Genomic DNA, 12,841 nt, shown 5'->3' on the forward strand with positions numbered 1-12,841 from the left:
AAGATGATTATTCCTACCGGTATTGAAAGAAGTATGGAATCAGTGAGATACATTACAAAAACACTGCAAAATCGTCAAGCGGAATTCACTTTAAGGTGTCTGACTGCACACTCTCATTCGGAACGGATGAACGGACCACCAGCACGTTGGCCGAAGTGATGCTTCCCTTATACTGGGCATAGATCTGGGTTTTTCCCGGCTTATGTCCGATCAGGTTTCCTTCCTTATCCACCTCGGCTATATCCGGATGATCACTGATGAATGTTGTTTGCCTTGTGATGTCGATTTCGTTTTGGTTAATATAGTTACGCAATATGACCTTCAAGTCGAGCATCGTGCCTTCCGCAAGCGAATACTCGTCAGAATCCAGCTTGATATAGCCAGAGACAGGTTCGAATTCGTCCGAGTCTTCCGGGAACACGGTAATGCTCAATCTGGCTGTGAAACCTTCGTAAGCTGCTTCGACATAGCTGTTCCCCGGCTCGTGCCCTGTAATCCGGCCCAATGCGTCGATTTCCACGATGGCGCTGTCCGCCGATACATAATCCGCCGCGCTGGACAAATCGCTCTTTGTGCCGTCGGAATAAACCGCTTGAAGCACGGTAAAGACGCTTGTACCTGCTTTCAATTTCTTTTCCTTTTCCGTAAACGAGATACCCGTCAGCGTACGTTCGACTGGCCTGTCCGCTGAAGGCGACAGCTTCATAAGCTGGAACTTCTTCACGTCCCCCCGTACAACGGTTCCCGGAAAAATAAATCCGCCGTCAGGTGTTACCGCTGCACTTCCACCGAGGTAGATGGGAGGGCCCTTAAACAATTCCCTGCTGATAAACTGGCCGTTCCCATCGACGCTCAGCACATCGTATTGCCTTTTGTAATCCAGACTGTTGTGAGAAATATGTTCTCCCAGCATGGCGTAGCCGTCTTTTGTGTGGACAAGACGTTTAAAAAATTCGGAATTCATCCCGTCGCGATACGTTTTTTCCCATTGTACCTGTCCGTTCAGGTCCAACTTGGTAAGTGCATTCACACGATTGCGGTCGATACGTTTTTCACTGCCAATGACATAACCCCCATCTTCCGAAGCAGTGATGGAAAATGCAGTCCAGCGGCTATCCGGGTCCTTGAATTGTTTCGACCAGACTTCTTTGCCTTGATCATCAATTTTGACCATCAGCATCGCATCCAGGTCTCCCGTTTCATATTCCGCCCGGCCTACGCCGCCAACGGCAATGTACCCTCCATCATTTGCCGGAATAAGGTCGTTAAACTCTACGCTGTCTGTATAATTGTATTTGTTATACCACAACGTCTCACCGTTTATATCGATCTTTAAAATATAGGCTTTTTCATAGGCAACCCAGCCTACGGACCCACTCCCGGCTATAAAAAAATCGCCGTCCTCCGTTTCGACAATTGCAGTCGGGGTACTATGAATTGTATCATCCTGTACCTTCTCCCATAATACATTGCCCGATGAATCCAGTCTGATTATATACAGCTGACCAACAATCGGTACGTCTTCTGAATTCGTGTTACCGGCTACGAGATATCCGCCGTCCTTCGTCTCAATGACCCGGTATGCCATACTATTCGTAGTAGGATACATAGGCTTCTGTTCCCATTCAACCTGGCCCTCTGCATCAAGCTTTAAAATGTAAGCCTTTTGATACTTTCCAGCCTCGAAGATACCTCCAACGGCTATATAGCCGCCATCAGAAGTCGGGATCACATCATTCCCTGCGGAGTTACTCCCGTAATCCCTGGACCATTCGACAGTTGACTGCGCCGAATCGGTAGCCGCGTGGCTTAATCCGGGCATTAATCCGAACATCAGCAGCAATCCGGCAAAACACGCCATCAATAATCGTGAATATTTTCTAAACACAATCCTACCCCCATTAGCAAATGATATTTGTGAGATTGTCAATTTCTTCAATTCCTTTACATTATTCATTGGATTCCCTGGAATTGATATCCAACAAATCTCATAATTTTCTGATGCAATGGAACTGGTTTCCAATTTGCTTTGACATTTAAGCCAAGTCAATATGAGCAATGCGCACCTTGACGATCACCATACTAAAAGAACCCCGTTAGCCTTAGCCAACAGAGTTCTTTGCCGATGCGATCATATTACTTATATTGCGATAACTTGATCACAATCGTGGGCAAATTGTTAGTTTAACTGCTATAAAATTTTTACCCAGATTTTGCCGTAATAAGTGTTATACTTGACAAAAAAAGGAGTTGTATCACTTGAAGAAATCGTTTGTTAAAACTATGACCACTCTAGCACTTGGCATGATGATTGGATCGGCAACAATTGCAGCTGCAGCACCCGGTACAATTCAAGCTGTTTTATCAAAATTCACGATTATCGTGGATGGGCAAAAGCAAAATCTCAAATCTGATCCAATTATATACAAAGGTACAACCTACCTTCCGGTTCGTGAGGTTGCTGAAATGTTAAACGCTGAGTTATCTTCTTTCGATAACAAGGCTAAGAGAATAGAATTGAAGACTGGATCACAAACACCAACAAATCCCCAAGTAAATTCCAATCAAACCAATGCACCACAGACACCACTAACACTCAAACTTAATGAAACCGCTACTCGAGGTGATATGACACTAAAAGTTAACAGTGTAAGCTATACAAACTTCATCCCATCTGGACCTGGATCGACATCTGGTATGATTGCTGATAAAGGAAACAAGTTCGCTGTTATTGAATTTGAAGCAACGCTAAACGAAGAGCCGACAAACCAATTTGCATGGAGTGCATTAGATTTTTTTGATAGCGCTACTATTGGTGGCAAGAAGATCAGTTCAGCTACTTCTTATGACCATACCAATCTACTAAAAGGTGAGACAAAAACTATTCAAGTTACGCTCAACCTTCCAGAAAATATGGATATTAGTTCTATCACCTTTAGAGATCCAAGTAAAAATTCGATTTTCGGAACGATCAATCTTAAATAAACGATGCCAACGGCGGCTCCCCGGATACCGATATTCGGGCCGCCCATGCCAGAAACGCGACCTTCTGTGCTTCTATATATAGAAAAGAGACCCCTCAGGGTCTCTTTTTCATTTATTAAATTTGCGAATAAACTGAACCGCCTTGGAAATACCATGTTCCGGATTTGATAACCGGTACTTTCAGGACAGTTTACTTGTAAAGTCAATGGTCAAGTTAACGAAATCTTACCTTTGAACAGTTGATGCAAAACCATCGTGGTTACACCGATTACATAATTTCTTTTGCCTAAACTCGCCGGGGTAACCCAATTCGAGTCATATAAACCATCCACCGCAAATTTAGCTAGATGATCGTGAATCTTCTGAATGCATTTCGGTGATGTCATGAACCACCCATCCAAAATGGTCTTTTGTGGGCCAAACAGATTCATCATGACCGCAACCGCCCTGCTCAAAAACAGCAGGCTTCGATTCATCATCGTCTCGATCCAAATTTCCCCGCGTTCATACGCTTGTACAACTTCTTCAATGGTTTGAGGTACAGGGCAGCCATGCTTGGCTGCCCTTTTCCGCGCCTGCTCCAGCACATAGGTACTGTTAAACCAATTATCATGCAGCAGGGCGACCTCGCCTGCTCTTCCTTTGTACCCAGAATAGACCTGGCCATTCACGATAAACCGGGCTCCGACACCTTCATATATCCATACATATAACACGTTCTTAACGCTAGGACTCGTCTCCAGATAATATTCCGCAAATGCAGCGGCATTGGTGTCGTTCATGACGTAAATAGGCAAATTATAATAACGGGTCTGAAGCAGCCTGATGATCTCAAAATCCTTCAGGTTCAGATAACGTGCGTACGATATTGTCCCGCTACCCTCATCAACAATACCCGGAGAGGCAATGCCGATTCCTTTGATTTGGGAGAAGTCACTGATTCCCGCAATTCGGACAATCTCGCTGATACAGTGAAATATCGCCTGCAGAACCTGGTCATTTCCTTTTACGGCCGGAACTGTAAGTTCAGCGACGATTTCACTGTGGAAATTGGATAGCGTGCAGTAAAAGGTGTTGTTTCCCAAACCGACCGAAATGACAAACCCTTTATCTTTGCTAATCTCCAGCGATATGGCCTTGCGCCCCGCACCAACCGATGACTTTTCGCCCGATTCGACAATGAATCCTTCGGCAATCAGCTCATCCACCAGAGAGGACACGGTCGTAGCGCTCAGTTGCGTAACCTTTGCCATATCCGCACGCGACATCGCTTTTTCCCTATGAAGCAAGCTTAAGATGGTCGCTCGGTTGATTTCTTTCATTAGATATACGTTACCTCTAATATGTTTCATGTATGTACCTTTCTCCAGGGTAATGTGTTCTCTAGAAAAAGAAACCCCCTAGTTTCCATTGTTCTTATCCATTACTTCATTAATTCTTTATTCGCCTCATACGCTTTGTTCTGGATCGCTTCCAATTCATCAAAACGCATGGATCTCACTTTCTCAACGAATGCATCAAATTGGGATAACGGCTCCTGCCCGATAATAAACTTGCTGATCATCTCATTCACATAGGTATCGATCTGCGTTTTGATCTCCGTGCTCGTCTCAAAATCATCTTCAGTATACTTCAAGGCAGGCACCGGATCCCGGAAATAGTTTTGTTCGACGTAATAGAACAGTTGCTTGGCCGCATCCTCGCTCACCGCAGCCGCTTTCTCATAACGTGCATCTTGACGGAAACCGATCCATGGCTGCGCTCCGATTCTACTTAATGCCTTCGCGGCCCCGTCCGGATTTTTCATAATCTTGTCGGTATATTTGAGCGTTCCATCGGCTTCCTTCGTATATGTGTCGCCCTCAACCCCGAAGTTGAATAGCAGTTGACCTTCGTCACTGTAAGCATACTCGAAAATTTCCATCGTTTTATCGACGTGCTCGTTCTGGCCGCTGATGGCCCAAGCAACAGGCACCACGATTTGCTGCTGCCTGCTCGTAAGCGGTTTGTCGCCTTTGTTCATGACTGGAGGTGGCGTAACCTGAAAATTAAATCCTTTAATATTCTCAACCTCAGGTCTTGCATTGAAACTTGCCACATATCCAACCCAATGATTGGTTGCACCGACTTTATCATTGAAAACCATCGAAGTATAGTCTTTATCTTGTCTGGACAGTATCTCTTGATCAAACAATCCTTCACTGTACCATTGGTTCATCGTAGTTAGAAATTCCTTGGCACGCGGATCAATTGGCGTATAGATCATCTTGCCGTTTTCCTCCATCCAGCGGCCATCCTCGTTCAGGTCAATGCCCCAAGCATCGGCAAAGTTCAAATAAAAAGTGCCGGCAGTAGAAAACGGTACTTCATCCTTCGGATCACCGTTTCCGTTGGCATCCTTCTCTTTGAACGCTTTCAAAGTATTATACCAATCATCCATCGTTTCCGGTACTGGCAGGTTCAAGCGATCCAACCAGTCTTGACGAATCAAGGGGCCTTCGGATGTACGAACCGCAGACAACATCGGAACTCCGTAAATATTGCCGTCTGCATTAACAATCTGGGATTTGGCAATTTTGTCGTCTACTAAATATTTTTGCAGATTGGGCTTATCTTTAATCAGATCGTTCAGCGGGATGAACACGCCCTGCGGACCGTACTTGTTAAAGTTGCTAGGTGCATCCGCGACGATATCCGGATACTCATTGGAAGAAATCATAAGCGGAAATTTGTCACGCATCGTTTTGGCATCACCTGTAATAAAGTCAAATTCCACGTTAAATTTTTTGCCGATTTCCTTCCATACCAATGTTTCGTTGGTGTACATTTCATCCGTTGCCCGGCTCGCAATAAAGATCGATAATTTCACCGGTTCATCACCGCTCGTATTATCTGACGGCGACGATTCTCCCTTTGACGCTCCGCCTCCGCATGCCGATGTCAGAAGAGCCATAATGATTACAATGACCAATAAGGATATCCCATTCTTTCTCCATTGTCTGTTCATTCTTACGACCTCCACTTTGGATTATTGATTTTAACCACATCTCTATTTCAAATTTACTAACTCTTAACGGCGCCGATCATCACCCCTTTCACGAAATACTTTTGCAGAAACGGATAGGCCATAATAATCGGCAGAGCCGTAATCACGATAGCCGCATATTGAATGGTGATCGGCAGAACTCCGGAACTTTGCACTAGCGCCTTCTCCATTTCCTTATCGAATGAGCTGTCGCGGATTATTCGGACCAATAACACCTGAACCGGCATAAATTGCTCCTTGCTGAGTAATATCAATTCCCAGAAAAAGGAGTTCCATTTGCCGACCGCATAATACAAGCCGATGGCTGCAAGAACCGGTTTGGACAGAGGTAGCGCCATTTGTAGGAATATTCTGATATCGCTGGCACCGTCAATTTTGGCCGATTCCTCGATCTCTTTGGGAAGACTCTCAAAATAGGTACGTACAATGATGATATAGAACGTAGAAATAGCTGCGTAAAGCAAGATACCCATTCGGGAATTAAGCAAATGAAGATCTCTCATGACCATATAAAATGGAATCATTCCGCCACCGAACCATAATGGAATCGCCAAAAAGATGGCGGCAAAATTGCGCAGCTTCCAATTTTTCCGTGACAGTGGATAGGCCGCCAGCGTCGTCAGCAGTAAACTGAGAAATGTTCCCACCACCGTGTAGTAAATCGTATTTCCATAGGCGACGATCATTCCCTTGTAATTCAAAACTGTCTCATAAGCCGACAAATTGATTCCTTTTGGCCAGAGAAGCACTTCATTTCGCATCACACTGTCCGTATCGCTGATAGAAACGGATAAAATATAAATGAATGGGTAGAGCATCACGATACAAGTGACGATAATAAACAGATAGATGAATACAAAATAAATGGCGTCACTGGCGTCCACTCTTTTTTTGGTCTTAAGCATGTTCTCTCCCCCTTTTACCAAAGCGAAGTCTGGTTTGCCTTTTTGCTCAAGTAATTGGCCCCGTATACCAGAATGAAACCAATTACAGCCTGGAATAGGCCAACCGCTGTGGCATAGCTGTAGTTATTGTCGATGAGTCCTTTTCTGTACACGTAAGTATTCAGGACATCCGCGGTGTCATAAATCGTTGGATTGTACAACAGCAGGATTTTGCCGAAATCCGCCGTTAAAATCGTGCCCAGGTTTAACAGCAGCATAATAATAATGGTCGGGACCAGACTTGGGAATGTAATGTAACGGAGCTGGCTCCACCGGCCCGCCCCATCGATCTTGGCTGCTTCGTACAGATCTGGACTAATGCCCGAAAGAGCGGCGATATAAATAATGGCGGAAAACCCAGCTCCCTGCCAAATTCCCAGCAGCACATAAATCGTTCTGAAGTAATCCGGATCTTGAAAGAAGAAAATACTCTCAATCCCAAATTTATTTAAAAGGATATTGACGATACCCGTACTCGGCGAAAGGAAGGTAAGAGCCATCCCGCATACAACAACCGTAGAAATAAAATACGGTAAATAACTAATCGTCTGTGCAATTTTTTTGAACAGGAGATTCCGTATTTCATTGAAGCAAAGAGCTAAAATAATCGGCACAGGGAATCCGAAAATCAAGCTGTAAATATTAAGGAGCAGCGTGTTTTTGATCAGTCTAAAAAAATGGGGGTCATCCAAAAATTGTTGGAAATATTTGAACCCGACCCAGCTACTTCCGGATATCCCTTTGACCACGTTGTACTTCTGAAATGCCATTAACAAGCCATGCATCGGCCAATAGGCAAATATGAAATACCATATAAAAACAGGTAGAAACATAATGTAAAGCCATTTGTTGTATACAAGCTCCTTAGCCATTAACTGAAGTTTGGAGCCCTTCTTCTTTTTCATATCGATCTGAATTATCGGTTCTAAACCAGCCATGTTTAAACTCCTTTCAACGCACTCATTCTTTGCTGCCAAACGCCCCTTTGTTGGATCCATCCATGTACTCCAAATTCCATGAATCGCCTATTAAACAACCCCTTCCACGAGTTTTATATCACTTCCTGATTTGAAATCGCATTCATTAAGCGCTTTCAAATCCATCGATAAAATGATATTTCAACCCTATTTATCAGCCATTTTTGATCAAGCTTTTATCACATTATAACTGATTCAATTAATTTGTACAGTGTCTTTATTAATTATTTATTAAAAAATAATTCGACTAAAAGCTACTCAATTTTTGCGAGAATGTGAATGTTATATAAAAAAAGCTCCCTCTCGGGAGCCTTTCCATACTCGCAATGACATGCTAATTTTCATTAATTCAGAAACCATGTGTTGTTCCTATGCAACTTTTACTAATTTAAATATCATGGTTGTTCACTACTCCAGACTCCTTACGGTTAGCCAAACTGCCTTCGGAAGGTAAAGTAAGCGTAAATTTAAATATGTTATTTATATGATTGAGAGTTAAGGTTCCTCCGTGCAATTCAATAATGTTTCTTGCAATAGAAAGACCAAGACCGGATCCTGTTTGAATGCCTTCGCTACTTCGTGAATGATCGACTTTATAAAAACGTTCGAAGAGTTTATTCTCTTGTTCTTGTGTAAGGGGGTTCCCTTTATTTTCAACCTCAATTTTAATTTGCTGATGATCCGATCTCATTAAAACACGGACGGTTCCTGGCTTTACAGAGTACTTAAGAGCGTTCATCAATAGATTGTCCATCGCTCTGGCAATTTTCTCACTGTCAATGAGGGTTACAATCGGAGCATTCCCTATCTCTTTTACGAAAGTGATCCCCTTCTCTTGGGCAATCGGTTCAAATTCAAATAGTAATTGATCCAGCAGTTGAAATAAATCAATTTCCTTTATATCCAAGTGGATGTCAAACGAGGTGAGTCTGGTATATTCAAACAAATCATCAAGCAATTTCTTCAAGTGAATCGCTTTGTTATAGGTGTTTTGAACAAATCGTGTATATTCTTCTTTATCTTGAAATGAGTCTGTTCTTAAAAGCTCAATATAGCCGATAATACTTGTAAGAGGTGTGCGCAAGTCATGTGAAATGCCTGTGATCATATCCATCTTGGATTTCTCCGTTTCACGCTCCTTAACAATCTGCCGTTGCAACCGTTCAGTCATTCGATTAATGTTAAATGCGACCCGCCCCAGTTCATCTTGTCGATCAACAGATACCCGATAATTTAAATCACCCTCAGAAATAATTTGAAGTCCACGTTCCAAATGAATAAGATCTTTAACAATTCTTCGTGTTAAAACTAAAAAAGTAATAATAAAGATAGCCATATACATAGGTGTAACAAGATAGGGAAGGAAATTGAGAAGCCACTTCCATTCCATTTCATTTCCGACCTTTGAGAAAAATAAAATGAGCAAATCATTTATAGCAATTGCGATTATTAAACTTAGCACCATTCTGATTAAGATGTTGACCTGGATTTTTTTTCTTTTTGGCTTTTGTCCATGTTCAGTCAATTTTATAGCCCACTCCCCAAACCGTTTTAATATATTGGGGCTCTCTTGGAGATGCTTCTATTTTTTCTCGTAAATTCCGAATATGAACCATTACCGTATTATCTGAATTTCCGTACGGCTCTCTCCATACGCTTTCATAAATCTTGTTAGAGCTAAATACTTGCCCTGGGCGGCTTGCAAGCAATTCTAAAATTGAAAACTCCAGCGGGGTTAGCGAAATGTTATTTCCTTTCAATGTAACGGTATGTTTAGCCTTATCAATAACAAGATCTTTGATGAGGATTAGTGAATTAAGCTCTTCTTTTCCTATTAATGATTGTCGCCGCAATTGAGCTTTTACTCGGGCGACCAATTCCAAGGGATTAAAGGGCTTTGTCATATAATCGTCCGCTCCGGTAGTGAGACCTGTAATTTTATCAATATCTTCTTCTTTAGCTGATAACATGATAATAGGAGCGTCCGATATTCCCCTAATTTTAATGCAGGCACTAATACCATCCATTCGAGGCATCATAACATCCAGGATGACCAACTGGACCGAGGTTGTTTTTATTATATCCAGCGCTTCCAGACCATCTGCAGCTTCAATTACACGGTATCCTTCATTTCGCAAATATACGTGAATGACATCTCTAATTTCGGAATCGTCATCTACGACAAGTACTGTATTCATTAAATGTTCCTCCTTTTTCAGAGATTTGAAGCTACTATGATCGCTAAATAAATGCAGCCCGGATGTAGATTCAGTAAACATATCAAGTGAATTGTAGTTTCATGTTCAAAGCGTCTCCCTTTTACGACAGGTATATACGAAGGCTGGAGGGAAATTGAATGGCACGAACTCGATTTTTTCAATTATCAATTCTTCAGCAAATTTTTTTTTCATTTGAAGGGAGTATTGAAAAGCGACAAACCTCCCTCCTGGTTTTAGTCCCTCAATAATCTGATTTAATAAAGTTTCCCGCATTTCGCTCGTGAAATTAAAAAATGGTAGTCCGCTTATAATACAGTCAAGCTGACCTATTCCATCTTGATTCATTTTTTTAACTAATTGGCAGGCATTGGAATGACATACGAAATCCGGGTATTCTGTCTTTAAATTAATTCTCATTTTCCTATCCCTTTCAAATAATAACACCTTTGTTGATTCGTTTAACTGCGCCTTCATCAAACGTGTGATAGCACCTGTACCTGACCCGAGCTCCGCGACTGCCTTTACCTCATTCCATGGTACAGACTGAATCATTTTAGCTGCTAAAAATCGAGAACTAGGTATTATGCTTCCTACTCGTTGTGGATTCTTAAAAAATCCTTGCAAAAAAAGTAAAGATTCATTGATATTCATCTGTTCTCCCCCATTATATAATTCCCCGAGTCAGCTTAGTGAATCTAAAATACAATCCTGCCCAAATATCTCCCAGCAGTAAAAAACGTCACCGTCCAAAACAAAACACTAAAATATGATATCAAGGCAAATTTTTTGAATGTAACCCCGCTTAATCCAACAATGAAAGGTAGAATATACCGAATTAGAGGAATGAATACTCCAAAACACATTGCCAGATCTCCTCGTTGCTTGAAAAGCTTATCTGCTTTCTGAAAGTAGCGATTATTTTGAAGTCTTATGCTTATATTTCCGCCTAAAATTCTGCCTGCAAAATAAGCTATTGTGTATGCTGTTAACAGGCCAACGGAGATGTAGAAATATGTTATCCAGGGATCTAACACACCCGTGTTGCTTAGTTACTTCATTTGGAACTGGAATTCCAAATGGACCTAGGGAGAAGGCTAAGAAAAACGCCAGATAGCCGTATTGCTCAACTAGTTGTATGATGATATTACTAAACATGAATTAGCTCCTCATTTTGTTTTCGACATGAAAATAATAACGAAAAAATCTAAGGATTTTACGAGGAAATATCTAAAGAAAATCTGAAGATTTCGTGAATGTAAATTTGCTTCGACTTTTCCATCTCACGAGCAGAATTTCGTTGCCACACTACTCCCCTCCGGTTATTCGAATTCAAAACAAAAAGCACCCTAACCGGTGCTTTTCGATATGACATAATATTTTCTTTATGTAAAGATTGGCTAGGATTTCGCTCGCATTATTTACCTTCAGAATACGAATATAAATCACATAATGAGAATTATTGGTCTTCCTGTAAAATAACGATCTTAATGTATTCTAAAATTAGTAAGAAATAGACCCTGCCAGCATTAGCCAGTAGGGTCTTTGTCATTCAGGGAATATTATACAAAGGCACTAGTAATGATTACCAACAATATAAAGAGAACAAGAATCGCCGCGACTGAGTTTTTACCGCCGTATCCTCCAACACTTTCGTAACCAACTTCACCCATGAGGTCTCCTCCTTTTCTACGATCTCAATACAAAGTATTCAAAATCTCATACAATGCCAGGGCCAATATGCTTTAACAAAAAAGAACCTCACCAGCCTAAGCCAGTGAGGTCTCTTACCGATGATATCGGAGCATTACCTAGAATGCGAAGTATTTTTACAGTTAACCTCTACTTGTTTTCAAATGAATTGTAGTAAATTTTACCCACCTTTGATATACTGACATTATTACTTTAGTCATGGGTGCGTGATCAATCAAATGTGGGATAAAGAACTGAAAATAGCCATACAGAAGAAGCAAAACGTAACGATATACCTTATTGATGGCGCAGTATTACAAGGTATACCTGATGCTTGTACAGATCGCTTAGAGATGCGGAGTGTTTATGGGCCAGTCTGGGTACCATTAGAGGAAATAAAGCATGTGAGTCGATTGATACGACTAGACGTAAAAAAGAACCTACTGGCATATAGCTAGTAGGTTCTTTTTGCTATCTAAAAATGAAATGTACTTGGGTACCGTCCGGGTATCCCTCCAAATAGTTACCTACCCAGCTTCCCGCTCCTCGATTGTCAGATGGATCTATGTATTCGACACTTGCACCGTCCCCGCCTTCGGCACACATGGCCATCGGCCACTCATCCCGATCATATCCTTTTTTTGTAGGGATTCCTTTTAGCGAAGAACTCCGGTTATCATCTGCACCAGTTCGATCAATGGTACAAACTTCGGAATGGCCGGATTCAATGGCCTTTTGTATGTGATCCGCTGTCTCAGGATATCTATCCGCTGGAAACTCCAATTCGACAACGGTACCCGGTATTGGTTGGTTTACATCAATGTCATCTAACTCCGGAAAATAATTAAGGACCAACCAAACCAATAACAAGGATAAGACCGCTGTTCCAAATTTCAAGAATAACTTTTTCATACCACTTGCTCCCCCCCTTTCAAACAAAAAAATCCCTGCCAGCATAGGCCAGCAGGGATTTTCTTACCG

The 12,841-nt window shown here is 41.9% G+C and carries 12 protein-coding genes; 1 reads left to right on the forward strand and 11 read right to left on the reverse strand.

Annotation, left to right across the window (positions count from 1 at the left end):
* Nucleotides 1-85 precede the first annotated feature (85 nt).
* Entirely contained in the window at nucleotides 86-1,888 is a 1,803-nt protein-coding gene (locus AB4124_RS04415; protein ID WP_441971337.1) for a hypothetical protein, read from the reverse strand.
* A gap of 371 nt (nucleotides 1,889-2,259) precedes the next feature.
* Here AB4124_RS04415 and AB4124_RS04420 point away from each other — a divergent pair, with 371 nt between their 5' ends.
* Nucleotides 2,260-2,985, forward strand: a complete 726-nt coding sequence (locus tag AB4124_RS04420; RefSeq protein ID WP_379416516.1) for a stalk domain-containing protein — start codon at nucleotides 2,260-2,262, stop codon at nucleotides 2,983-2,985.
* A 209-nt stretch (nucleotides 2,986-3,194) separates the two neighbouring features.
* On the opposite strand, the gene AB4124_RS04425 is transcribed toward AB4124_RS04420, so the two are convergent.
* The 10 genes from AB4124_RS04425 to AB4124_RS04470 form a co-directional block, all read right to left on the reverse strand.
* Nucleotides 3,195-4,337 carry an ROK family transcriptional regulator gene (locus AB4124_RS04425; protein ID WP_076324698.1) on the reverse strand — a complete coding sequence of 381 codons (1,143 nt, stop codon included), beginning with the start codon at nucleotides 4,335-4,337 and terminating at the stop codon, nucleotides 3,195-3,197.
* Nucleotides 4,338-4,408: 71 nt separating this feature from the next.
* Nucleotides 4,409-5,992: an extracellular solute-binding protein gene (locus tag AB4124_RS04430; protein WP_076324699.1), complete on the reverse strand. Its 1,584-nt coding sequence runs from the start codon at nucleotides 5,990-5,992 to the stop codon at nucleotides 4,409-4,411.
* A 56-nt stretch (nucleotides 5,993-6,048) separates the two neighbouring features.
* Nucleotides 6,049-6,936 (reverse strand): carbohydrate ABC transporter permease, encoded by an 888-nt coding sequence (locus tag AB4124_RS04435; protein ID WP_076324700.1) that lies wholly within the window; start codon nucleotides 6,934-6,936, stop codon nucleotides 6,049-6,051.
* 14 nt (nucleotides 6,937-6,950) lie between these two features.
* Nucleotides 6,951-7,913: an ABC transporter permease gene (locus AB4124_RS04440; RefSeq protein WP_098748753.1), complete on the reverse strand. Its 963-nt coding sequence runs from the start codon at nucleotides 7,911-7,913 to the stop codon at nucleotides 6,951-6,953.
* A 427-nt stretch (nucleotides 7,914-8,340) separates the two neighbouring features.
* Nucleotides 8,341-9,477 (reverse strand): sensor histidine kinase, encoded by a 1,137-nt coding sequence (locus tag AB4124_RS04445; RefSeq protein ID WP_441971341.1) that lies wholly within the window; start codon nucleotides 9,475-9,477, stop codon nucleotides 8,341-8,343.
* Nucleotides 9,470-10,150, reverse strand: coding sequence for a response regulator transcription factor (locus AB4124_RS04450; RefSeq protein ID WP_076324703.1), 681 nt, complete (start codon nucleotides 10,148-10,150; stop codon nucleotides 9,470-9,472). Before AB4124_RS04450 ends, AB4124_RS04445 begins: the two co-directional genes overlap by 8 nt.
* A 105-nt stretch (nucleotides 10,151-10,255) precedes the next feature.
* Entirely contained in the window at nucleotides 10,256-10,822 is a 567-nt protein-coding gene (locus AB4124_RS04455) for a class I SAM-dependent methyltransferase (RefSeq protein WP_441971343.1), read from the reverse strand.
* A 44-nt stretch (nucleotides 10,823-10,866) separates the two neighbouring features.
* Nucleotides 10,867-11,205, reverse strand: a complete 339-nt coding sequence (locus AB4124_RS04460) for a DedA family protein (protein ID WP_441971345.1) — start codon at nucleotides 11,203-11,205, stop codon at nucleotides 10,867-10,869.
* A gap of 525 nt (nucleotides 11,206-11,730) precedes the next feature.
* Nucleotides 11,731-11,841 carry a sporulation protein YjcZ gene (gene yjcZ, locus AB4124_RS04465; protein ID WP_083659774.1) on the reverse strand — a complete coding sequence of 37 codons (111 nt, stop codon included), beginning with the start codon at nucleotides 11,839-11,841 and terminating at the stop codon, nucleotides 11,731-11,733.
* 490 nt (nucleotides 11,842-12,331) lie between these two features.
* Nucleotides 12,332-12,772 carry a NucA/NucB deoxyribonuclease domain-containing protein gene (locus AB4124_RS04470; protein ID WP_076324707.1) on the reverse strand — a complete coding sequence of 147 codons (441 nt, stop codon included), beginning with the start codon at nucleotides 12,770-12,772 and terminating at the stop codon, nucleotides 12,332-12,334.
* Nucleotides 12,773-12,841 lie beyond the last annotated feature (69 nt).

Source organism: Paenibacillus sp. 2KB_20, from assembly GCF_052115765.1.
GTDB lineage: Bacteria > Bacillota > Bacilli > Paenibacillales > Paenibacillaceae > Paenibacillus_AQ.

What these genes read in the sequence shown, in the direction of transcription:
- yjcZ (WP_083659774.1), bottom strand. Translation starts at nt 11,841, where the DNA reads ATGGGTGAAGTTGGTTACGAAAGTGTTGGAGGATACGGCGGTAAAAAC.
- AB4124_RS04450 (WP_076324703.1), bottom strand. Translation starts at nt 10,150, where the DNA reads ATGAATACAGTACTTGTCGTAGATGACGATTCCGAAATTAGAGATGTC.
- AB4124_RS04455 (WP_441971343.1), bottom strand. Translation starts at nt 10,822, where the DNA reads ATGAATATCAATGAATCTTTACTTTTTTTGCAAGGATTTTTTAAGAAT.
- AB4124_RS04435 (WP_076324700.1), bottom strand. Translation starts at nt 6,936, where the DNA reads ATGCTTAAGACCAAAAAAAGAGTGGACGCCAGTGACGCCATTTATTTT.
- AB4124_RS04470 (WP_076324707.1), bottom strand. Translation starts at nt 12,772, where the DNA reads ATGAAAAAGTTATTCTTGAAATTTGGAACAGCGGTCTTATCCTTGTTA.
- AB4124_RS04440 (WP_098748753.1), bottom strand. Translation starts at nt 7,913, where the DNA reads ATGGCTGGTTTAGAACCGATAATTCAGATCGATATGAAAAAGAAGAAG.
- AB4124_RS04425 (WP_076324698.1), bottom strand. Translation starts at nt 4,337, where the DNA reads ATGAAACATATTAGAGGTAACGTATATCTAATGAAAGAAATCAACCGA.
- AB4124_RS04430 (WP_076324699.1), bottom strand. Translation starts at nt 5,992, where the DNA reads ATGAACAGACAATGGAGAAAGAATGGGATATCCTTATTGGTCATTGTA.